Source organism: Streptomyces sp. ISL-36 (assembly GCF_018614205.1).
In the GTDB taxonomy this organism is placed as follows: Bacteria; Actinomycetota; Actinomycetes; order Streptomycetales; family Streptomycetaceae; genus Streptomyces.
On sequence record NZ_JAGGOS010000036.1, the window covers coordinates 1 to 21,291 of the forward strand.

General features: G+C 72.6%; 17 protein-coding genes and 3 tRNA genes. 8 read left to right on the forward strand and 12 right to left on the reverse strand.

Annotated elements, in window-relative coordinates:
• From J7E93_RS08970 to J7E93_RS08985, 4 genes are all read right to left on the reverse strand, one after another.
• A partial coding sequence (locus J7E93_RS08970) for an ABC transporter ATP-binding protein (protein ID WP_251066268.1) occupies nucleotides 1-1,261 on the reverse strand: 1,261 nt, incomplete at its 3' end.
• Entirely contained in the window at nucleotides 1,261-2,994 is a 1,734-nt protein-coding gene (locus J7E93_RS08975; RefSeq protein WP_215067212.1) for an ABC transporter ATP-binding protein, read from the reverse strand. The genes J7E93_RS08970 and J7E93_RS08975, both read right to left, overlap by 1 nt.
• Nucleotides 2,995-3,048: 54 nt before the next feature.
• On the reverse strand, nucleotides 3,049-4,488 hold the full coding sequence (locus J7E93_RS08980; RefSeq protein ID WP_215067214.1) for an FGGY family carbohydrate kinase: 1,440 nt from the start codon (nucleotides 4,486-4,488) through the stop codon (nucleotides 3,049-3,051).
• Between the two features lie 88 nt (nucleotides 4,489-4,576).
• Nucleotides 4,577-4,879 (reverse strand): YtxH domain-containing protein, encoded by a 303-nt coding sequence (locus tag J7E93_RS08985; protein ID WP_215067216.1) that lies wholly within the window; start codon nucleotides 4,877-4,879, stop codon nucleotides 4,577-4,579.
• Between the two features lie 170 nt (nucleotides 4,880-5,049).
• Here J7E93_RS08985 and J7E93_RS08990 point away from each other — a divergent pair.
• The 3 genes from J7E93_RS08990 (at nucleotide 5,050) to J7E93_RS09000 (ending at nucleotide 5,440) form a co-directional block, all read left to right on the forward strand.
• Nucleotides 5,050-5,122: transfer RNA gene (locus J7E93_RS08990), tRNA-Asn, on the forward strand.
• A gap of 5 nt (nucleotides 5,123-5,127) precedes the next feature.
• Nucleotides 5,128-5,200 (forward strand) — tRNA-Asn (locus tag J7E93_RS08995).
• Nucleotides 5,201-5,366: 166 nt separating this feature from the next.
• Nucleotides 5,367-5,440 (forward strand) — tRNA-Ile (locus J7E93_RS09000).
• Nucleotides 5,441-5,566: 126 nt separating this feature from the next.
• Here the strand turns inward: J7E93_RS09000 and J7E93_RS09005 are convergent.
• Nucleotides 5,567-5,983, reverse strand: a complete 417-nt coding sequence (locus J7E93_RS09005) for an organic hydroperoxide resistance protein (RefSeq protein ID WP_215067218.1) — start codon at nucleotides 5,981-5,983, stop codon at nucleotides 5,567-5,569.
• A gap of 116 nt (nucleotides 5,984-6,099) precedes the next feature.
• On the opposite strand from J7E93_RS09005, the gene J7E93_RS09010 reads away from it, so the two are divergent.
• The 4 genes from J7E93_RS09010 to J7E93_RS09025 all read left to right on the forward strand — a co-directional run bounded on the left by J7E93_RS09010 (nucleotide 6,100) and on the right by J7E93_RS09025 (nucleotide 12,151).
• Nucleotides 6,100-6,582 (forward strand): MarR family winged helix-turn-helix transcriptional regulator, encoded by a 483-nt coding sequence (locus tag J7E93_RS09010; RefSeq protein ID WP_215067220.1) that lies wholly within the window; start codon nucleotides 6,100-6,102, stop codon nucleotides 6,580-6,582.
• A 76-nt stretch (nucleotides 6,583-6,658) separates the two neighbouring features.
• Nucleotides 6,659-7,105, forward strand: a complete 447-nt coding sequence (locus J7E93_RS09015; protein WP_215067222.1) for a GNAT family N-acetyltransferase — start codon at nucleotides 6,659-6,661, stop codon at nucleotides 7,103-7,105.
• Nucleotides 7,102-8,361, forward strand: coding sequence for an MFS transporter (locus tag J7E93_RS09020; protein ID WP_215067225.1), 1,260 nt, complete (start codon nucleotides 7,102-7,104; stop codon nucleotides 8,359-8,361). The genes J7E93_RS09015 and J7E93_RS09020 overlap by 4 nt, the downstream gene beginning before the upstream one ends.
• 127 nt (nucleotides 8,362-8,488) lie before the next feature.
• Entirely contained in the window at nucleotides 8,489-12,151 is a 3,663-nt protein-coding gene (locus tag J7E93_RS09025) for a S8 family serine peptidase (protein WP_215067227.1), read from the forward strand.
• Between the two features lie 58 nt (nucleotides 12,152-12,209).
• On the opposite strand, the gene J7E93_RS09030 is transcribed toward J7E93_RS09025, so the two are convergent.
• The 6 genes from J7E93_RS09030 to J7E93_RS09055 all read right to left on the reverse strand — a co-directional run bounded on the left by J7E93_RS09030 (nucleotide 12,210) and on the right by J7E93_RS09055 (nucleotide 19,812).
• Complete coding sequence (locus J7E93_RS09030) at nucleotides 12,210-13,586, reverse strand: carboxyl transferase domain-containing protein (RefSeq protein ID WP_215067229.1); 1,377 nt, start codon at nucleotides 13,584-13,586, stop codon at nucleotides 12,210-12,212.
• Nucleotides 13,579-15,033: an acyl-CoA synthetase gene (locus J7E93_RS09035; RefSeq protein ID WP_215067231.1), complete on the reverse strand. Its 1,455-nt coding sequence runs from the start codon at nucleotides 15,031-15,033 to the stop codon at nucleotides 13,579-13,581. The genes J7E93_RS09030 and J7E93_RS09035 overlap by 8 nt, the downstream gene beginning before the upstream one ends.
• Nucleotides 15,034-15,136: 103 nt before the next feature.
• Nucleotides 15,137-16,348 carry an MFS transporter gene (locus J7E93_RS09040; protein WP_215067233.1) on the reverse strand — a complete coding sequence of 404 codons (1,212 nt, stop codon included), beginning with the start codon at nucleotides 16,346-16,348 and terminating at the stop codon, nucleotides 15,137-15,139.
• Between the two features lie 105 nt (nucleotides 16,349-16,453).
• The gene (locus J7E93_RS09045; protein ID WP_215067235.1) at nucleotides 16,454-17,977 is read right to left on the reverse strand and encodes a GAF domain-containing protein; all 1,524 of its coding nucleotides are present in this window, start codon (nucleotides 17,975-17,977) and stop codon (nucleotides 16,454-16,456) included.
• Between the two features lie 36 nt (nucleotides 17,978-18,013).
• The gene (locus J7E93_RS09050) at nucleotides 18,014-19,057 is read right to left on the reverse strand and encodes a rod shape-determining protein (protein ID WP_215067237.1); all 1,044 of its coding nucleotides are present in this window, start codon (nucleotides 19,055-19,057) and stop codon (nucleotides 18,014-18,016) included.
• A 179-nt stretch (nucleotides 19,058-19,236) separates the two neighbouring features.
• Nucleotides 19,237-19,812 carry a hypothetical protein gene (locus J7E93_RS09055; RefSeq protein ID WP_215067239.1) on the reverse strand — a complete coding sequence of 192 codons (576 nt, stop codon included), beginning with the start codon at nucleotides 19,810-19,812 and terminating at the stop codon, nucleotides 19,237-19,239.
• Nucleotides 19,813-19,934: 122 nt separating this feature from the next.
• On the opposite strand from J7E93_RS09055, the gene J7E93_RS09060 reads away from it, so the two are divergent.
• Nucleotides 19,935-20,744 (forward strand): hypothetical protein, encoded by an 810-nt coding sequence (locus tag J7E93_RS09060; protein WP_215067241.1) that lies wholly within the window; start codon nucleotides 19,935-19,937, stop codon nucleotides 20,742-20,744.
• A 47-nt stretch (nucleotides 20,745-20,791) separates the two neighbouring features.
• Here J7E93_RS09060 and J7E93_RS09065 read toward each other — a convergent pair whose 3' ends face one another.
• Nucleotides 20,792-21,226: a MarR family winged helix-turn-helix transcriptional regulator gene (locus J7E93_RS09065; protein ID WP_215067242.1), complete on the reverse strand. Its 435-nt coding sequence runs from the start codon at nucleotides 21,224-21,226 to the stop codon at nucleotides 20,792-20,794.
• Between the last annotated feature and the right edge of the window lie 65 nt (nucleotides 21,227-21,291).

Here is a 21,291-nt window from a genome sequence, read left to right on the forward strand (position 1 = left end):
CCTCATAACGGAACGCCACCCCCTCCAGGGCCACCTTGCCCACCGGCTCCGAGGGCTTCTCCAGGCCCACGGCCGGGGATGCCCCCGTCTTGCTCGGCTCGCTCACCGGGGCGTCCGGCTCCTGCTCCTCGGCGTCGAGGAGCTCGAAGATCCGCTCCGCCGAGGCGACGCCCGACTGGACCAGGTTCGCCATCGACGCGACCTGCGTCAGCGGCATCGAGAACTGCCGGGAGTACTGGATGAACGCCTGCACGTCACCGATCGACAGGGTGCCCGAGGCCACCCGCAGCCCGCCGACCACGGCGACGAGCACGTAGTTGATGTTCGAGATGAAGAACATCACCGGCTGCATGACACCGCTGTTGAACTGGGCCTTGAACCCCGCCTCGTACAGCGCCTCGTTCTGCTCGCGGAAGTCGGCGGCCGACTCGTCCTGCCGCCCGAAGACCTTCACCAGCGCGTGGCCGGTGTACATCTCCTCCACATGGGCGTTGAGCTTGCCCGTGGACCTCCACTGCTGCACGAAGTGCGGCTGCGAACGCTTGCCGACCTTCGTCGCCACGACCACCGACACCGGCACGGTCACCAGCGCGACCAGCGCCAGCAGCGGCGAGATCCAGAACATCATCGCGAGCACGCCGACGATGGTGAGCAGGGAGTTGATCAGCTGCCCCATCGACTGCTGCAGCGTCTGCGAGATGTTGTCGATGTCGTTGGTCGCCCGGCTGAGGACCTCACCGCGCTTGGCCTTGTCGAAGTACGACAGCGGCAGCCGCGCCAGCTTGGCCTGCACGTCCTCGCGCATCCGGTAGACGGTGCGGTTGATCACCTTGATCGACATCCGGGTGGAGACCAGCATGAGCAGCCCGGCCGCCACATAGATGATCAGCACCCACAGCAGCACCTCGCCGACCGCCGCGAAGTCGATCCCCTTCCCGGGCGTGAAGTCGACCCCGGACAGCATGTCGGCCATCCCGCCGTCGCCCGCGGCCCGCAGTCTCTCGATCGTCTGCGCCTTCGTGGTGCCCTCGGGCATCTGCCGCCCGACGACACCCGCGAAGACCAGGTCGGTCGCCTTGCCGAGGATCTTCGGCCCGACCACCGCGCCCGCGACGCTGAGCACACCCGCGAGCAGCATCAGCCACAGCGCGCCCCGCTCGGGCGCCAGCTGCTTGAGCAGCCGCTTGCCCGAGCCCTTGAAGTCCATGGACCGCTGGTCGGGGCCGCCGCCGGCCATCATTCGTCCGCCAGGACCGGCCATCAGGCTGCCTCCGCCTCGGTCAGCTGGGAGAGCACGATCTCCCGGTACGTCTCATTGCCCGCCATCAGCTCGTGGTGGCGTCCGGTGCCCACGACCCGGCCCTCGTCCAGGACCACGATCCGGTCGGCGTCCCGGATGGTCGACACCCGCTGGGCGACGATCACCACGGTCGAGTCCGCCGTCTCCTCCTTGAGCGCCTCTCTCAGCAAGGCGTCCGTCTGGTAGTCGAGCGCCGAGAACGAGTCGTCGAAGAGATAGATCTCCGGCCGCTGTACCAGGGTGCGTGCGATGGCGAGCCGCTGGCGCTGTCCGCCGGACACGTTGGTGCCGCCCTGGGCGATCGGCGCGTCGAGACCGTTCTCCAGCTCCTTCACGAAGTCGGCGGCCTGGGCGACCTCCAGGGCGTGCCACAGCTCGTCGTCGGTCGCGTCGGGCTTTCCGTACCGCAGGTTCGTGGCCACCGTGCCCGAGAAGAGGTACGGCTTCTGCGGCACGAGTCCGACGGTCCTCGCCATCAGCGCGGGGTCGAGCGTCCGCACGTCCACGCCGTCGACGAGCACCTCGCCGCCGGTCACGTCGAAGAGCCGCGGCACGAGCCCGAGCAGGGTGGACTTGCCGCTGCCCGTCGAGCCGATGATCGCGGTGGTCTCACCGGGCCGTGCCACCAGCTCGATGTCCCGCAGCACCGACTCCTCGGCGCCCGGGTAGCGGAAGTCGGCGCCGCGGACCTCCAGATGACCGCGCCGGCGCAGCTCGCGCACCGGCTCGGCCGGCGGCACGACACTGCTCTCGGTGGACAGGACCTCCTCGATGCGCTCGGCGCACACCTCGGCCCGCGGCACCATCATGAACATGAAGGTGGCCATCATCACGGCCATCACGATCTGCATCAGATAGGCGAGGAACGCGGTGAGCGCGCCGATCTCCATCCCGCCGCTGTCGATCCGGTGCGCACCGAACCAGACCACCGCGATGCTGGAGACGTTCACCACCGTCATCACGGTCGGGAACATCAGCGCCATCAGCCGGCCGGTCGCCATCGAGACATCGGTCAGCTCGGTGTTCGCGCCCTTGAACCGCTCCCGCTCGTACCCGTCCTTCACGAACGCCCGGATCACCCGGTTGCCGGTGATCTGCTCGCGCAGCACCCGGTTCACCGTGTCGAGCCGCTCCTGCATCGTCCGGAACAGCGGCCGCATCTTCTTCACGATCAGCGAGACCGAGACGCCGAGGACCGGCACGACCGCGAGCAGCACCGCCGACAGCGGCACGTCCTGCCCGAGCGCCATGACGATGCCGCCGACACACATGATGGGCGCGGAGACCATCAGGGTGAACGCCATCAGAACCAGCATCTGGACCTGCTGGACGTCATTGGTGGTACGGGTGATCAGCGACGGGGCGCCGAACTGCCCGACCTCCCGCGCCGAGAAGGACTGCACCCGCGCGAAGACGGCGGCGCGGACGTCCCGGCCGAGGGCGGAGGCGGTCCGCGCGCCGTAGTACACGGCGCCGACGTTGCAGACGACCTGCAGCACGGAGACCGCGATCATCAGCGCACCGAACCGCAGGATGTAACCCGTGTCCCCGTCCACGACACCGTTGTCGATGATGTCCGCGTTGAGGGTGGGCAGGTAGAGGGAGGCGCAGGTCTGCAGAAACTGGAGCAGAACCAGCAGGGCGATGGGCTTCTTGTAGGGTCCCAGATGCGTTCGGAGGAGTCTTATGAGCACGGCTTCTACTATCGCCCGCACCCCCGCGACGTTACGACTTGTTTTGGCGCGTGTTCACGAGGCGAAGGCGCCCGGGTGGATCTGCTCCCGCGTGGCCACGTACTGCTGCCGCACCGCCTGCCCCACCGCGAGCTCCTCGCCCGCCTCGAACAGCTGGGCCGCCGCGCCCTGCCAGGCCGGCGGAGCGGCGGGCGACAGCGTGCCGCGCGCGACGCCGAGCGCCCAGGCTGCCTGGCGGGCCGCGCCGAGGGCCGCGTAGTCCGCCGGCTGGGGGACGACGACCTGCGCGCCGAAGATCGCCGGCGCGAGGGCCTGGACGGCGGGCAGTTCGGCCGCGGCGCCGAGCAGGAAGACCCGCCGCACCTCGACGCCCTGACCGCGCAGGACGTCCATGGCGTCGGTGAGCGAGCAGAGCATGCCCTCGAACGCGGCCCGCGCGAGGTGCTCGGGCTTCATCGATTCGCGGCGCAGACCGCTGAGGGTGCCGGCGGTGTGCGGCAGCCGCGGGGTGCGCTCGCCCTCCAGGTAGGGCAGGAGCACGAGCCCTGAGGCGCCGGGCGTCGACTTCAGGGCGAGCGCCGACAGCTCCTGCAGGTTCTCCACGCCCAGCATCTCGGCGCTGCCGCGCAGCGCCCGTACCGCGTTGGAGGTGTGCACGACGGGCAGGTGCATGCCGGTCGCGTCGGCGTAGGAGGTGATGAGCCCCTGGGGGTCGGCGAGTGCCTCGTGGTGCACGGCCATCACGGAGCCGGAGGCGCCGAGGGAGACGACCGCGTCGCCGGCCCCGAGGCCGAGCCCCAGCGCGGCGGCCATCGTCTCGCCCGTACCGGCGGAGATCAGCAGGCCCTCGGGGGTGGTCCCGGCGGTGTCGGCGGGGCCGATGACCTCGGGGAGCACGGCCTGGTGGCCGAGGGCCAGCTCGACGAGGTCGGGGCGGTAGGCGCCCGCGCCCGCGGACCAGTAGCCGGTCGCCGAGGCGGCACCGCGGTCGGTGGTGCGCCGCACGGGACGGCCGAGGAGCTGCCAGACCAGCCAGTCGTGCGGCTGCAGGAGCATCGCGACGCGCTGGGCGTTCTCCGGCTCGGAGCGGGCCAGCCAGCGGAGCTTGGCGATCGGCTGCCCGGCCTGCGGCACGGACCCGACGGCCTCGGCCCAGGCCTGGCGTCCGCCGAACGCCTCGATCAGATCGGCCGCGGCCACCTGGGCCCGCTTGTCGTTGCCGACCATCGCGGGCCGTACGAGACCGCCCTGCGGGTCCAGCGGTACGAGCCCGTGCTGCTGGGCGGAGACACCGATGGCCTGCACGCCTTCGAGCAGCCCTCCGCCCGCGGCCTCGCCGAGCGAGAGCAGCCACGCCTGCGGGTCGACGTCGGTGGCCTTCGGCTCACCGGGATGTGGGGCGTAGCCCTGCCGCAGTACGGCGCCCGTCTCCGCGTCGCAGACGACGATGCGAGTGAAATCGGCAGAACTGTCCAAGCCGGCGACTATCCCCATGGGAGAGATTCTGCCGCACGCGAGGGAGTGGGGGGAGCGAGCGCGGGGTAGGGGACGCGTTTTCGAGCCGCCCACCCCGCGCGCGCTCTCAGGTGTTGCTCACACCCCAGTCGTCCTCGGTCACCTGGCCGTTGTGATGGCGCAGGGCGTGGATCCGTTCGGTGACCGACGCGGGCAGCCTGTCGCCCACCTTGTCGCTCACCGCGTGGAACGCCTTGCCCGCGGCCTGGCGTCCGGTCTGCGCCGCTGACTCGGCGGCGTTGCGCACGGCGGGGTTCTGCGAGAGGTCCCGCGCCGACTTCTTCATCTGCTCGTAGCGCTCGCGACCGGCCCGTGTGCCGATGACGTAACCGAGGGCCAGTCCCACGACGAACGTCAGCTTGTACCGCACGGCGGCACCACCCTTCCCTGGAGCTTCCCTGATGCCTCACTGGTGCCCACGAGCGCCCACGGCATACCGATTGGCGGAGCACCCCCCTGCTTGCGCTAATGTATGTGTCGCAGCGAACGAGCGCCCGCTCGGAACACCCGAGGTGGGTACGTTCGGTGCAAACGCAGCAATCCCCTGTAGCTCAATTGGCAGAGCAGCCGGCTGTTAACCGGCAGGTTACTGGTTCGAGTCCAGTCGGGGGAGCGCGATCCCCTGTAGCTCAATTGGCAGAGCATTCGGCTGTTAACCGGAGGGTTGCTGGTTCGAGTCCAGCCGGGGGAGCGATGAGGAAGAGGACCCTTCGGGGTCCTTTTTCTTGTGCCCGGGAACCATGCGCCACGCTGCGCGGTCCTCATGGTCGAGCGTTGCCGAGCATCCGGAGCAGGAGATCGTATGAGCGGCTATGCTGCGGCAGACGGCGCGCACACATGTACGCGCCACGCCGTCAGGGGCGGTAGCTCAGCCGGTTAGAGCAGCGGACTCATAATCCGTCGGCCGTGGGTTCGAGTCCCACCCGCCCCACTCAGGGTCGTACAGCAGGAACGTTTCCATCTCTGTGGCGACCACAATGCCCCCGGCGTGACGTACGGCACGTACGACACGCCGGGGGCATTTTCGTGCCGTCGCCCGGACGGCTGAATTCCGTGGTTACTCGATGACCAGCTCGACCTGGATGTTGCCGCGGGTGGCCTTGGAGTACGGGCAGAACGCGTGGGTCTTCTCCAGGAGCTCGCGGCCCGGCTCGCCCTGGAGGTGGTCCGGGAACTCGGCGCGCATGACGACCGCCAGGCCGAAGCCGCCGTCCGTCTCGTCCTTGCCGATGCTCACCTCGGCGGTGATCGAGGCGTCCGTGATGTCGATCTTCTCCTGGCGCGCCACCACGCCCATCGCGCTCGCGAAGCAGGCCGCGTAGCCGGCGGCGAAGAGCTGCTCCGGGTTGGTGCCCCGGCCGTTGCCGCCGAGGGCCTGGGGGTGGGCCAGCGGGAGGTCGATGTGGCCGTCGGAGCTGACGGCGCGGCCCTCGCGGCCGTTGGCGGTGGCGACGGCGGTGTAGATCGCGTTCATGGGTGCCTTCTCTTCCTGTCCTCGGGAGCGCTGCTGCGGTGCCCACTCATTGATAGCGCACTATTCAGTTGTGCACAACTCAATCGCTCGTCGCGCATCTCGCGTACCCTGGAGTCATGGAGACGCTCGACACGACACCCGACGAGGACTTCCTCCGACTCGACCGCCAGATCTGCTTCTCGCTCCACGCCGCCACCCGCGCGTTCAACGGCGTCTACCGGGCCGCGCTCAAGGAGCTGGGGCTCACCTACCCCCAGTACCTGGTCATGCTGGCGCTCTGGGAGCACGGCGAGCTGCCTGTGAAGGGGATCGGCGAGCGGCTGAAGCTGGACTCGGGCACCCTGTCGCCCCTGCTCAAGCGGCTGGAGGCGGCCGGCTACGTAGAGCGGCGGCGCAGCACCGAGGACGAGCGCTCCGTCACCGCGCGGGTCACCGACTCCGGCGCCGCGCTGCGCGAGAAGGCCCTCGGCGTGCCGCGGCGGATCGCCTCCGCGACCGGGATGTCCCTGGAGGAGATCCGTGCGCTGCGGGCCCAGCTCGACGAGCTGACCGCCCGGCTCGACGGTGTCGATCCGGGCGACCTGAGCGCCTGCGGCTGACCGAGGCGCGCAGGGCCACACCGGCGGCGGGAAAATGGTAAGGACCCCACACCGCTCCCGTCCCTATACTCGCCCCATGTCCACCGTCACCGTCCGGCGCGCCACCGCCGACGACTCCAAGCGCCTCACCCGGCTCGTCCGGAAGTCCGGCGCCTACCGCGGCGACTACGCCGGCATGGTCGACGGCTATGTCGTCGGAGGGTCGTACATCGAGCACCACGCCGTCCACGTCGCCGTGGACGCGCACGGCCGGGTCCTCGGCTTCTACGCGCTCCTCCTCGACGAGGCCGAGCTCGACCTCGCCTTCGTCGCCGACGAGGCCCAGGGGCGTGGCATCGGACGGCTGCTGATGGAGCACATGATCGGCCAGGCCCGCGCCGCCGGACTCACGTCCATACGGGTCGTCGCGCATCCGCCCGCCGAGGACTTCTACCTGCGGACGGGAGCCCGTCGCACCGGGACCGTCGAGCCCACCGGGCAGATCCACTGGGCCAGGCCCGAGCTCCGGTACGACATCGCGTGAGCACCACCGAACAGGCGGACCGCCGCAGGGTCTTCGCCGACCTCACCCCGCTCCGGACCTCCGCGCACTACCGCCGCCTCTGGTTCGGCAACACCATCTCCTGGGTGGGCCAGGGCATGACCGCGCTCGCGGTCTCGCTCCAGGTGTACGAGATCACCCGCTCGCCGTTCTCCGTCGGGCTCGTCGGACTCTTCTCGCTCGTTCCGCTCATCGTCTTCGGCCTGTACGGCGGCGCCATCGCGGACACCGTCGACCGCCGCAAGCTCGGCCTCGCCAGCGCCACCGGATCCGCCGTGCTGTCCGCCGCCCTCGCCGCGGCCGCGTTCGCCGGTTTCCACCGCGTCTGGTTCCTGTACGCGATCGTGGCCCTGCAGTCCGTCTGCGCCGCGCTCAACTCACCCGCCCGCACCTCGATGATCCCGAGGCTGCTGCCGCCCGAGCAGTTGCGCGCCGCCAACGCGCTCAACTCCATGACGACGACCTTCGGCACGCTCGTCGGCCCGAGCCTCGGCGGTCTCATCGTCGGCTTCGGCGGCTACCAGACCGCGTACCTCGTCGACGCCGTCGCCTTCTCCGCCGCCCTCTACGCGATGGCGCGGCTGCCCTCCATGCTCCCCGAACACGCCGACGGCGCCGGGGCCCAGCGCGCCTCCGTCCTCGACGGGCTGCGCTTCCTCGCCACCCGCCCCAACCTCCGTATGACGTTCTTCTCGGACTTCTGCGCGATGATCCTCGCCCACCCGCGCGCACTCTTCCCGGTCGTCGCCGTGGTCTGGTACGACGGCGACGCCACCACCACCGGGCTGCTCGCCGCCGCCCCGGCGGCCGGCGCACTCCTCGGCGGGGTGCTCTCCGGCCGGCAGGGGCGCATCCGCCACCACGGGCAGGCGATCCTCCTCGCCGTCGCCTGCTGGGGCACCGCGATCGCCGTCTTCGGACTCACCCGCAACCTCTGGCTCGGGCTGCTGCTGCTCGCCCTCGCCGGGTACTCCGACACCGTCTCCATGATCTTCCGCAACACGATGATGCAGGTCGCGGCCCCGGACGAGATGCGCGGCCGGCTCCAGGGAGTCTTCATCGTGGTCGTCGCGGGCGGGCCGCGGCTCGGCGACTTCCTCGCCGGGTCGGTCGCCGATCTGACCTCCCCGGCCGTGGCCGTCACCGGCGGCGGGATCGCCTGCGTCCTCGCCGTCGGTCTGCTCGCCCTGTACGGACCCGGCTTCCGGCGGTACGACGCGCTCAACCCGACCGCCTGAACTGGCGGTTGGCCGCCACGGCACATAGCCGCCAGGCGCGCGGCCACTCAACTCCCGCCCCCCGGCCCCAGACTCGTCGCGTCACCCGGAACCACCCCTTCCCCCGGGTGCGCGAGGAGTTGCGTCGATGACCAGATCATCCGCCAGAGGGAGAGCAGGGCTGCTCGCCGCCGGCCTCTCCCTCGTGATGCTCTCGGCCGGGCAGACCGCCGCCGTCGGAGGCACCGCAGCCTCCGTGCCCGACACCTTCACCGGCGCCACGGGCGGCAGCACCACGGTCACCCTGATCACCGGCGACCGCGTCACCGTCACCGAACTCGCCGGCGGCGAGAAGACCGTCACCGTCGAGCGTGCGGCAGGCGCCACCGGAGCCGTCCGCAGCCGGATCGACGACGGCCGGGTCACCGTCGTCCCCGACGAGGCGCGCCCCTACCTCGACTCCGGCGTGCTCGACCGGCGGCTCTTCGACGTCAGCGGCCTCATCGAGCAGGGCGTCACGGACGAGCTGCCGCTCATCGTCACGTACGGGAAGGGCAGCCGTGCGGCCGCCCCGCGCGGCACCGAGACCGTCCGCACCCTGCCCAGCATCGGCGGCGCCGCGGTGGAGGCGAAGGACCCGGCCGCCTTCTGGCGCACCTTCACCGGGCCCGCCGCACGCTCCACCGGCCTCGGCAAGATCTGGCTCGACGGCAGGGTGTCCGCCGCCATGGCCGACTCCAACGCCCAGATCGGCTCGGCGAAGGCCTGGGACGCCGGGTTCACCGGCAAGGGGGTCAAGGTCGCGGTCCTCGACACGGGAGTGGACGCGGGACACCCCGACCTCACCGGCCGGGTCGCCGAGTCCAAGAGCTTCATCGAGGGCCAGGAGGTCGCCGACCGCGACGGCCACGGCACCCATGTCGCCTCGACCGTCGGCGGCAGCGGCGCCGGCTCCGCGGGCAAGGAGAAGGGCGTCGCCCCCGGGGCGACCCTCGCCGTCGGCAAGGTCCTCAGCGACGAGGGCTCCGGCAGCGAGTCGCAGATCATCGCCGGCATGGAGTGGGCCGCCAAGGACATCGACGCGAAGATCGTCTCGATGAGCCTCGGTTCACGCGAACCGAGCGACGGCACCGACCCGATGGCCCAGGCCGTCAACGCGCTCAGCGCCGAGACCGGCGCGCTCTTCGTCATCGCCGCCGGCAACTCCGGCACCCCCGGCTCCATCGGCTCGCCCGGCGCCGCCGACTCCGCGCTGACCGTCGGCGCCGTCGACTCCGCCGACCAGCCGGCGTACTTCACCAGCCAGGGGCCGCGCCACGGCGACAACGCGCTCAAGCCCGACCTGTCCGCGCCCGGCGTCGGCATCCTCGCCGCCCGTTCCCGACTCAGCGCCGGCAGCGGCCTCTACACCTCCATGAGCGGTACGTCGATGGCCACCCCGCACATCGCGGGCGTCGCCGCCCTGCTCGCCGAGCAGCACCCCGACTGGACCGGTGCCCAGCTCAAGGACGCCCTGATGTCCTCGTCGAAGACGCTCACCGACTCCGCGTACGCGCTCGGCGCGGGCCGCGTGGACGTCGGGGCGGCCGTCGCCGCAGGAATCACCGCCACCGGCTCCGCCGACCTCGGCTTCGTCTCCTGGCCCTACGCGGAGAACAAGCCGGTCACCCGGACCGTCACCTACACCAACCACACCGACCGGCCGGTCGAGTTGAGCCTCGCCGTCGAGGGGACCCCGGCGGGCGTCGCCACCCTCGCCGACCCCACCCTCACCGTCCCGGCCCACGGCACCGCCCGGACGACCGTCACCGGCGACGGCGCCAAGGCCCCCGTCGGCCGGTCCTCCGGCCGGATCGTCGCCACGGCCGCCGGCGCGCCCGTCGCGCACACCGCGCTCGGCCTGGCCAAGGAGGAGGAGCGCTACACCCTCACCGTCCACGTCAAGGACCGCGACGGCGCCGCGACCCCCGCGTTCCTGGGCGTACAGCGCCTCGCCGAAGGGTCCGACCCCTTCCCGGCGACCGTCGGCGAGTCCGGCACGCTCCGACTGCGCCTGCAGCCCGGCCCGTACACCGTCGACACCTTCCTCGACGTCCGCGGAAGCAAGGGCGAGGACTCGCTCGGCCTCGGCTTCCTCACCGAACCGGAGATCGTCCTCGACCGGGACCGCGAGATCACCCTCGACGGACGGCGGCTCCGCGAGATCCGCGCCGAGGTCGAGAAGCGGACCCAGACCCGCCAGCTCCTGATGGAGTTCGACCGGGAGGCGAACGGCGCCTCCTACGGCGGCGCCGTCCAGGTGCCGTTGACGTACGACTCGATCTTCGCCGCGCCCACCCGCAGGCCCGCCACCGGAACCTTCGAGTACCGGACCGTGTGGCGGCTCGGCAAGCCGCTCCTGGAGGCGAGCGCCGGCGGCGCCCGGCTGACCGAGGCCGTCCCCCAGACCGGCACGACCCTCTTCGAGGGCCGGGCACGGCTCGGGCTCGTCGACGCGGGCACCGGAACGGCGGCCGAGTACGCGGGCAAGGACGTGCGGGGCAAGGCCGTTCTGGTCCGTGCCGGAGCGCTGACCTCCGAGCAGCTCGCGCAGACCGCCCAGGACGCGGGCGCCAAGGCCCTGTTCGTCACCGACCGCGAGGCCGGACGGCTGATGGACTGGTTCGGCACCGAGCAGTACGAGGACCGGCCGCTGCACGTCGCGACCGTCGACACCGCCGACGCGGCCAGGCTCGCGGCCGCGGCGGCCCGGAAGCAGACCGTGGAGCTGACCGGGACGCCCTCCACCCCGTACACCTACGACCTCTCCGAGGGGCACCCCGGGTCGATCCCGTCCGACCTGGTCTTCCGGCCCGACGAGGACGAACTGGCCACCCTCCGCTCCTCGTTCCACATGCCGACCGCCCGGAAGGAGGAGGGCGGCGAGTTCCGCTACTCGATCACCGACACCTTCCCCATAGGCTTAGGCTTCAAGGAGCGGATCGTGTTCCCCGTCGAGCGGACCGAGTACGTCTCCACCGGCACCGGGCAGCGCTGGCACGAGTCGGTCGACCTCGGTGACTCCCTGGAGCAGCGCGGGGGCACCAACACCTACCGGGGCGGGTCCGTGCGGACGCTCGACTGGTTCGAGCCGGTCTGGCACCCCTGGCTCGGCACCGGTCTCGGCTGGGGCCAGCAGCGCAGCGGCAACTCCCTGCGCTTCAACACCCCCGGCTGGGGCGACTCCGGCCCCGACCACACCGGCTTCGGCAACGTGTGGGGCGACGACTCGATGACCCAGTTCACCGAGGTGTACATCGACGGCGTCCGCGTCGACCGCAAGATGAGCTCCGGCGCGTACGCCTGGGACGCCCCGGCGCAGGAGGCGCAGTACAAGGTCGTCACCGACACCACGCTGGACCCGGCGCGCTGGCGGCTGTCCACGCGCGGGCACGCCGAGTGGACGTTCCGCTCCGCCGAGACCCCGGCCGACCGGATCACCTATCTGCCGCTGATCAACCTCGGCTTCGACGTCGACACCGACCTGAACGGCGACGTCCGGGGCGGGAGCCGGCTGCCGGTGCGTGTCTTCGCCGAGTACGTCGAGGGCGCGACGGGCACGGGCCGGATCGGCGGCGGAGCCCTGGAGGTGTCGTACGACGAGGGCGCGACCTGGACGAAGGTCGCGCTGAAGGCCTCGGCGCGGGGCGGCTGGGCCGGTGACGTGCGCGTGCCGGACGGGGCGACGTCGGTGTCGCTGCGGGCCGGTGCGAGCGACGACCGGGGCGGCTCGGTGCGGCAGGAGATCATCCGGGCGATGGGAGTGAGGTGACCCTCTCGCCCGGGGCGTGGGCCCGGTACGGCGTGATGCCGTGCCGGGCCCCCGCCCTTCACCCCTCGCGGGTCACGATCCCGCGGACGACACCGAGTTCGACCAGGTCCTGGGGGCGCAGCCGCAGCTGGTCGGCGGTGGCCGGGGCCTGGTCGGGGGTCCTCTTGAGGATCGCGGCGGCGAGCTCGGGCGCGATGACGGAGAAGTAACTGTCGGGAGTGGCCCAGGTGTTGCCGGGGGCGGCCAGGGCGAGCGCCCCGCCGGAGCCGCCCTCGCCGATCAGGAGCGACGTCACCGGGACCCGGGCCCCCGCGATCGCGGTGAACGCGTCCGCGATGGCCGGGCCCGCCCCGGACCGCTCGGCCTCGGCGTCGTTGGCGGCGCCGGGGGTGTCGACCAGGGTCAGCACGGGAATCCCGAGCCGGTCCGCGAGCCGTACGAGCCGGGCCGCGGTCCGGAACCCGGCGGGCCGGGTCGCGGAACCGTCCTGCGCGGCGTACGCGACGACCCGCCCGTCGTGGACCCCGAACCCGCACTCCACCCCGGGGTCCACGCCACCGGCCCGGTCCCCGCGGACGGCCGCCCGTTCCTCGAAGTACGCGTCCAGATAGGCTCCGGCCCGCGCCCGCCGCGGATCACGTGCCCGAGTGACGGCGGCCCACCCCGTCCCGGACGGCCCGACCGTGACGAGCGCGCGCGGCGGGGGAGCGGGGGCGGGCCCGCCCGACTCCCGGCCTCCGCCCTGGCTCGGGACCGTCGACGCCGTCAGCAGGCGCAGCCACAGCGCCAGCGTGTCCCGGAGCTCCTCCGGGGGGACGAGTGCGTCCACGTGACCGTGGCGCCACTGGTCCTCGGCCGTGTACGCGGCCGGGTCGGCGTGTTGGGGGCGCACCCGGGAGCCGGCGAAGGCCACTTGGGCGCCCGGCAGGGCGAGGACGACGTCCGCGCCGGCGCCGACCGTGGCCCAGCCGCCTCCGGTGGACGGGTCGCGCAGGACCGCGACATGGGGGACGCCCGACTCCCGCAGACGTACCGTGGCGGCCGCCACGCGCTGGAGCTGCGTCAGGGCGACCATGCCCTCCTGCATCCGGCTGCCGCCGGTCGCGACCAGCGAGACCAGGGGAAGGCGCCGCTCGGCCGCCGTGCCGTACGCGGCGACGAGCCGGTCACCGGCCGCCCGGCCGAGCGAGCCGCCCAGGAAGCCGAACTCGAAGGCGACCAGGACGACGGCACGGCCGCCGACGGTCGCCGTGCCGTACACGACCGACTCCTCCACGCCGGTCGCCTCGGCGGCCCGCGCACGGGAGGCGTCGTAACCCGCCCAGCCGATCGGACCGTCCGGGGCCGGCGCGACCGCACCGGAGGGTGGCCTCAGCGGGGTGAAGTCGTCCGTCACCAGCGCGATCACCGCACGCGCCGCGAGCCGCTCAGCCATGGAGGTCCGGCCCCGGCAGCGCCTTCTTCAGCACCTTGCCCATGTCGTTGCGGGGCAGCGCCTCCAGATGGCGGACCACCCGCGGCCGCTTGTGCGGGGCCAGCAGGCCCGCGACATGGTCCGCCAGCTCCTCCGCCCCCGGCGGGTGCTCCGCGTCCACCGGCACCACCCACGCCACGATCCGCTCCCCGAGGTCGGCGTCCGGCTCACCGGTCACCGCCGCCTCCCGTACCCCCGGGTGGTCGAGCAGCGCGTTCTCGATCTCTCCCGCGCCTATCTTGTAGCCGCCGCTCTTGATGAGGTCCGTCGCCTTGCGGCCCACGATCCGGACACCGCCGTCCGCCTCCCGGACCGCCATGTCCCCGGTGCGGAACCAGTCCCCGTCGAAGGCCGCCGCGGTCGCGTCCGGCCGGTTCAGATACGCCGAGAAGAGGTTCGGGCCCCTGACCTGGATCTCGCCGACGCTCTCCCCGTCGTACGCCTCGATCTCCGTCCCGTCCTCCTCCACCAGGCGCAGCTCGACACCCCGCAGAGGGGCCCCGACGGACCCGGGCCGGGGCGCGGAACCGACGCGGACGGACGTGTTCATGAGCGTCTCGGTCATGCCGTACCGCTCGATCACGGTCCGGCCCGTCGCCGCGGTGATCCGCTCGTGGTCGTGGACGGGCAGCGCCGCCGAGCCGGAGACCAGGAGCCGCGCCCCGCTCAGCGCCCGTACCAGCGCCGGGTCCTCGTCGAGCGCGTCGGCGATCCGGTGGTACATCGTCGGCACGCCGAACAGCATCGTGCCGCCGCCCGTACCGAGCTCGCGGGCGACGCCCGCCACCGAGAACGCACCGAGGTGCCGCACCGCGCCGCCGCGCCGCAACGGGCCGAGGACGCCGAGCACCAGGCCATGGACGTGGAAGAGCGGCAGGGCGTGGACGAGGACGTCGTCCGCCGTCCAGGCCCAGGCGTCCGCCAGGGCGTCGAGGGAGGCGGCGATCGCCCGGCGGGAGAGGACGACGCCCTTGGGCGGTCCGGTCGTGCCGGAGGTGTAGACGATCAGGGCCGGGGACTCGGGCCCGGCGGTCTCGGCCACGGCCGCGCCCCGCGCGGTCACGTCCACCACGACACGGGGCAGCGGGGCGAGCCCCGCGGGCAGGTCGTCGTCGGCGCCGGCGAGGACCACGCCGGGCGTACTGTCCCCGAGGATGTGCGCCAGCTCGCGCGCCCCCGTACGAGGGTTGAGCGGAACGGCCGGCACCCCGGCGAGCAGCGCCGCCACCACCGCGACCGCCGTCCGCGCGGTGGGCGTCGCCCAGACCGCCACCCGGCCGGCGTCCTTGATCCTGGCGGCCAGTGCCCCCGCGGCCGCGGCCAGTTCGTCGTACGTCAGCGCATCGGCGCCGAAGCGCAGTGCGGGGCGGTCCGATCCGGCCGCCAGGGCCGGGAAGAGCGTGCTCAACGGTCGTTCTCCTCGCGTCGACTTCTGCCGAGGGGCATTCTCCCCGCGCGCCGCCCGTCCGGTGCTGCGACCTTTCTCACGCCCTTTCAGCTCACACGGTCGGTCAGCCCTCCTGGGGCCGGATCGTCCGCATCCGCCCGTACGCGTACACACATCCCGCGAGCGCCAGGTCGGACAGGAGCATGAAGCCGATCGAGTACGAGTCCTTGGCGCTGTAGATCGCCCCCATCACCAGCGGCGGCACGAACCCGCCGAGCCCGCCCATCGCACCGACGATGCCGGTGACACTGCCGACCTGCGGCTGCGGGGTGACCTGGGAGACCAGCGCGAAGACGGAGCCGCTGGCCGTGCCGAGCCCGGCGGCCATGCAGAGCAGGGCGACGGTGCCGCCCGGGTTCAGCGGCGGGTCGAAGGCCTGCACGACGGCGAGCAGGGCGACGACACCGAGCGCGGCGGCGGTCACGACGGCCGGGTGGATCCGGTCCGAGAGCCAGCCGCCGATCGGCCGGAAGACGACCGTGACCAGGGCGAATCCGGCGGCTTTCGTCCCGGCGTCGGTCGGGTCGAGCGCGTACCACGTCTTCAGGTACGTCGGCAGGTAGACGCCGAACGCGACGATCCCGCCGAACCCGATCGCGTACAGCGCCGACAGCTCCCAGGTCACCTTCAGCCGGCCCGCCCTGCCGAGCCGGGCGGCGAGCGAGGCCGTGGGGACCGGCCGGTCGGGGCGGTCGCTGACGAGGAGGAAGGCGAGGACGGCGTAGGCGGCGAGCGCGACCGCCACGACGAAGAACGGCAGGTTCTCGCCGTGCTCGGCGATGCGCGGGGTGAAGTACCCGGACAGGGCCACACCGCCCATGCCCATCCCGAAGACGCCGAGCGCGAGGCCCCGCTTGGCGGGCGGGAACCAGGAGTTGACCAACGGGATGCCGATGGCGAACGTCGTGCCGCCGAGGCCGAGGAGGAAGCCGACGGCGAGCATCGCGAGGTACGAGTTCTTGGCAGGGACCAGCAGCAGGACGGGCACGATCGTGAGCGCGGAGACGAGCGGGAACATCAGCTTCGCGCCGTAGCGGTCGGTGAGGGCGCCGACCGGGATCCGGCCGAGCGAGCCCACCAGCACCGGCACGGCGACCAGCAGCGACTGTTCGAAGGAGCTGAGCGCCAGCCGGTCCCCGTACCAGCCGGCCAGCGGTGCGATGAGGTCCCACGCCCAGAAGGTGAGCGCGAACCCGACGGTCGCCACGGCCAGGTTCCGGTAGGCCGTGGTGGAGGGCTTCTCGACGGCGGGGGAGGGCTTCGTCACGGTGTCCACGCCACCAGTCAAGATCGCGGCGCACCTACCGGCGCGCGGGACTGGTCCGTACGGGTCGTCCAGTCCAGTCCAGTCCAGTCCAGTCCAGTCCAGTCCGGGCACGGCCTACGGCCAGCTCACCGTCGTCGGTGGCTCACCGTCGTCCCTCACCACCAGGCGCGGGCCGTCGGGGCGGGCCGCCACCTCGACCGTGACGGCCGTGACACCCGTCCGCCGGTGGGCGGCCGCCAGCGCTCCGCGCAGGGTGGCGAGGAGCCGGTCGGCCTCGTCCTCCTCGATCAGGGTGTCCACGGCGCCCGAGAAGTGGACCGAGGGCTGGAAGCCCAGCACGGCCGCCGCGCCGCCCGTCTCCCGCAGTACCCGCCCCCGGAAGGAGGTCGGCGCGTCGGCGGGCGGCTGCTGGAGGGCGAAGATGGTCGTCCGCACCTCCTGGATGGTGGAGTCCAGCTCGTCCACCGCCCGCCCCAGCAGCGCGTTCTCCTCGGACGGCTCCGCCGCCCGCCGACGGGTCGACTCCAGCATCATCTCCGTGGCGAACAGCCGCTGGACGACGAGATCGTGCAGGTCGCGTGCGATCCGGTCGCGGTCCTCGTAGACGGCGAGGCGCTCCCGGTTGTGCCGCGCGTCGGCGAGGACCAGCGCCAGCGCCGCCTGGGAGGCGAACTGCGCGGCGAGCAGCCGGTCCACCGCCGTGTACGGGGGACCGCCGCGCCGCCGGGGGAGGGCGAGGGTGCCGATGAGCCGTCCGCCGCTCTGCAGCGGCAGCATCATCGACGGTCCGAACCGCGACCGCACATGTGTGGTCATCCGGGGGTCGGTCGCCGAGTCCTCCACGAAGACCGGCTCCCCGCCGAGGAGTTGCGTGAGTACGGGAGATCCCGGCGCGATCGTCGTGCCGACCAGGTCGCCCGGGTCGTCCACCGTCGAGGCCGCCACGATCTCCATGCCACCCTCCGGGGTGGGCTGCAGCACGACCCCGGCCGAGGCGTCGGCGAGCAGCCGGGCCCGTTCGGCGACCGCCATCAGCGCATCCTCCGCCGGCTCCCCGGTGAGCAGGGCTGTCGTCACCGCCGCAGCGCCCTCGATCCAGCGCTCGCGCTGCCGGGCGGTCTCGTAGAGCCGGGCGTTGCCGATCGCGATCCCCGCCTGCGAGGCGAGGATCCGCAGGAGCGCCAGATCGTCCTCGGTGAACGGTCCGCCGTGTTTCTCGGTCAGGTAGAGGTTGCCGAACACCTCGGTGTGGACGCGGATCGGGACGCCGAGGAAGGAGCGCATCGGCGGATGGCCCTCGGGGACCCCGCTGGAACGCGGATCGGCCGTCAGGTCGTCGAGCCGGAGCGGCTGCGGCTCCTGGATCAGGGCGCCGAGGACCCCGGTCCGCCCGTCGGGCAGGCGGGGGATCCGCTGCCGCTCGGCTTCGGTCATCCCGGCCGTGAACAGCTCGGTGAGCCGGTGGCGCTCGGGGTCGACGACTCCGAGCGCCCCGTAGCGCGCCCCGGTCAGTTCGGTCGCGGAGTCCACGATGTGCTGGAGGGTGGCCCGCAGTTCGAGCTCGGTCCCGACGTTCAGAACCGCTTCCAGCAGCATCGGCAGGCGGGGAGCGGGTTCGCCCCGGTCGGAGAGCGACATGACCTTATTGTCGTACAGAACGGGATATATCGATGCTCATTCCGGGTCGGCCAGCGGGTCGAGGACCATCGGCTGGATCTTGCCCTCCAGCATCGAGCCGAGCCCGAGGATCGCGCACACGTCCGGCCGTTCGGCGATGTGCACCGGCATCCCGGTCGCCTCGCGCAGCATCTGGTCGAGCCCCGGCAGCAGGGCGCTGCCGCCGACCATCATGATGCCGCGCTCGGCGAGGTCGGCCACCAGGTCCGGCGGGCACTCGCGCAGGATCTTGCCGATGCCGTCGAGCACGGCCGTCAGCGGGGTGTGGATCGCGTCGCGTACGGCGGCGGTGTCGACGGTCACCGAGCGGGCCAGGCCCGTCGCCACGTCCCGGCCGTGGATCTCCGTCGAGGAAGGGCCCTGCAGGGTGAGGCCGTTGCCGTGGAGCGCGAGCTGCAGCGGGCGCACGGACTGGCTGGGCAGCATCAGCTCGTGCTCGTGGCGCAGGTGCTGGATGACGGCGTGGTCGATCGCGTTGCCGCCGACCGGGATGCGCTCGGCGGTGACGATCGAGCCCAGCGAGAGCACCGCGACCTGGGTGGTCGCCGCCCCGCACACCATGATCATGGTCGCGGTCGGCTGTTCGACGGGAAGCCCGCAGCCCACAGCCGCCGCGATCAGCGTGTCGACCAGTTCGACCCGCCGGGCGCCGAGCCCGACGAGGGTCTCGACGGCGGCGCGCTGGGCGAGCGGGTCGCTGTCGTGCGGGGTGCAGGCGGCGGCCCGCAGGCGGGGCTTGCGGCGCAACTGGCGGCGGAGCTTCTCGCCGAGCAGATGGCGGAGCATCCGCTGCGCCATCTCGATGTCGACGACGGTGCCGCCGGAGACGGGCCGGACGACGCGGATGTAGTCGGGGGTCCGGCCCGTCATCTTCTCGGCCAGGGCGCCGACGGCGATCAGCGCGCCGGTACGGGTGTTCACGGCGGCGACGCTGGGTTCGTCGACGACGAGTCCGGCGCCCTTGACGAAGACCCGGGTCCGCGCGGCCCCCAGGTCGACGGCGACATGGCAACGGCGCAGCTGCTCAAGACTGACGGTCACGGCAGTTCCTCCGGAGTGCGGTGCTGGCACGGAGCGAGATGGTGCGGGGGTACCGAGGTGGTGCGGGGTACACGGGGCACTCGGAGTGCTTGGGGTACCTGTTCGCATCGTGCGTTTCCGCGCGGCGCGGCGCGCGCTGGAATCCGCCGCCCGGGGGGCCCGACGCGGCTGATGCCAGGTCAGAGCAGGCGCTGGAGCAGACCCCAGGTGAACTCGGCCGCGCGCGGGGTCCCGTCGGGCAGGGTGAAGTCCAGCCGCAGCCGGGTGGGTGCGCCGCCGTCGCGGACCTGGGCCGGCGGGAAGGCGTTGCCGACCTCGGCCAGGGTGCAGCGCCAGGGCCGCAGGTCGGCCTCCGTGCGCAGCTCGGGGACGGGGTGACCGGGGGCGCGCACCAGACCGCGGCCCCACACCTGCGGCGGGGTACGGCGGCCGAGAGGGCCGATCATGACCTCCCAGCGCAGCTCGGGCCAGAGCGGGAGCTCCCACTGGAGGATCTCGGAGGCGAACTCCGCCACGGTACGGCGGGCCACGGGCTCGCCCAGCACCGAGCGGTACCGCCTCAGTTCCCCCGCGCCCCGGCGGGCATGGGCCCACGCCTGCCAGCGCCGATTGGCCTCGCGCATCTCGGTCCGGGTCGCCCCCAGCTCCCGTACCGCGTCCTCGACCAGGCCCGGCTGATGATCGGCCATCCGGCGCAGCAGGACGAGCTGGAACTCCCGCGGCCCGAAGGGCGCGCTCGGCTCGGCTGAGGTCATGCGCCCATCCTGCCCGAAGCGGGAGAATCGCGACGGCACGCCGGGAAGCTGCGGTTTCCTCACAGGATCCTCACTTCGACGGCTACCTCTGTTGTTCGAGTGGCACGTAGCCTGCGGGCGCCATGGACTTCTGCCAACAGTGCCGGCGACACCTCAACGGCGCCCTCGCCTGCGCGGGGTGCGGAACTCCCGTCGAGGAGTTGCGGTACGAAAGCCCCCGGACGACGACCGAGTACGCGGCCGGGCACGAGCACGTCTACGAACTGGACCTGGTCGAGCCCCCGAGCCCCGCACCGGGAGGCCGTCGTGCCTCGCGCCGGGGCGCCGTCGGGCCCGCCGCGTCCGGTCGGGCCGCGTCGCGCAAGGGCCGTCGGGGGCGCAGCCGCCGGGGCCGCAACGTCCTGGTGGGCACGCTGGGGCTGGTTCTCGCGGCCGGGACGCTGAGCCTGGCGAAGCTGGCCCTGGAGCCGCCGGACGAGGGCGGCGCCGCCACCGCCGTACAGGAGGAGGAGGTCGTCGAGACCTCGCTCCCGCCCGTGCCCTCGGAGAGCGCCGAGCCGTCGGCGGACGGGCCGAGCCCGGTCGACGGGCCGGCCTCGGTCCGTCCGACGGTCACGGGCGGCCCGGCGTCGGGTGTCCCGATCGATACGGCGGGTTCGGGCGGTTCGGGCGGTTCGGGCGGTTCGGGAGGCCAGGGGTCCGGGGGATCGGGCAGCGGCGACGCGCAGGGCTCGGACGGTGGCCCGGCCGGGCCACCGAGCGACCCACCCACCGGCTCGCCCACGGCGTCGGCCCCGGGCGAGCCCGCCCCGAGCGACTCCGGCAGCGCGTCCCCGCCGGCTCCGGGCGACTCGTCGACGCCCTCCCCGCCCCCTCCCACGACGGCGCCGAGCCCCGCCAAGACGGAGTGCTTCCTCTTCTTCTGCTGGTAGACGGGGTGCGCTGATGCCCCCGGGTGCGGGTAAGCAGGCCTCGGGAGCTAGAGCAGGTCCTCGCCCAGCATCCGCTTCAGCAGGTCGCGCAGCAGCGTGCGCTCCACCTCCGTGAGCTGTCCGAGCGGCTCGCGCGCGAAGTCCAGCGAGTCGCGCAGCCGGCGCGCGGTCTCCACCCCCTCCGGCGTGGGCGCGGCCAGCTTGACGCGCCGGTCGGCCGGGTCGGGGCGCCGTTCCACGAGACCGCGTGATTCGAGGCGGTCGACGATCCCCGTGACGTTCGACGGCTCGCAGTGGAGACGCTGGGCGATCTTGCGCATCGGGACCGGCTCCAGGGAGAGCAGCCCGAGGACCCGGGCCTGGGCGCCGGTCAGCGAGTGCTGCGCGGCCGCCTGCTCGTACTCCGCGTGGTACCGCGCGACGACCGTGCCGATCAGCTCGACGACTTCGCGGGTCAGGGGGTCTGTGCGTGGGGTGGCCATGGACGTCATCGTACCCAGGTACTTGACAACATGAAATATCCAGGCGCATGGTTGTTTCACCTGAT

What these genes read in the sequence shown, in the direction of transcription:
- J7E93_RS09025 (WP_215067227.1), top strand. Translation starts at nt 8,489, where the DNA reads ATGACCAGATCATCCGCCAGAGGGAGAGCAGGGCTGCTCGCCGCCGGC.
- J7E93_RS09005 (WP_215067218.1), bottom strand. Translation starts at nt 5,983, where the DNA reads ATGAACGCGATCTACACCGCCGTCGCCACCGCCAACGGCCGCGAGGGC.
- J7E93_RS09030 (WP_215067229.1), bottom strand. Translation starts at nt 13,586, where the DNA reads ATGGCTGAGCGGCTCGCGGCGCGTGCGGTGATCGCGCTGGTGACGGAC.
- J7E93_RS09010 (WP_215067220.1), top strand. Translation starts at nt 6,100, where the DNA reads ATGGAGACGCTCGACACGACACCCGACGAGGACTTCCTCCGACTCGAC.
- J7E93_RS08980 (WP_215067214.1), bottom strand. Translation starts at nt 4,488, where the DNA reads ATGGGGATAGTCGCCGGCTTGGACAGTTCTGCCGATTTCACTCGCATC.
- J7E93_RS09055 (WP_215067239.1), bottom strand. Translation starts at nt 19,812, where the DNA reads ATGACCTCAGCCGAGCCGAGCGCGCCCTTCGGGCCGCGGGAGTTCCAG.
- J7E93_RS09060 (WP_215067241.1), top strand. Translation starts at nt 19,935, where the DNA reads ATGGACTTCTGCCAACAGTGCCGGCGACACCTCAACGGCGCCCTCGCC.
- J7E93_RS09065 (WP_215067242.1), bottom strand. Translation starts at nt 21,226, where the DNA reads ATGGCCACCCCACGCACAGACCCCCTGACCCGCGAAGTCGTCGAGCTG.
- J7E93_RS09015 (WP_215067222.1), top strand. Translation starts at nt 6,659, where the DNA reads ATGTCCACCGTCACCGTCCGGCGCGCCACCGCCGACGACTCCAAGCGC.
- J7E93_RS09045 (WP_215067235.1), bottom strand. Translation starts at nt 17,977, where the DNA reads ATGTCGCTCTCCGACCGGGGCGAACCCGCTCCCCGCCTGCCGATGCTG.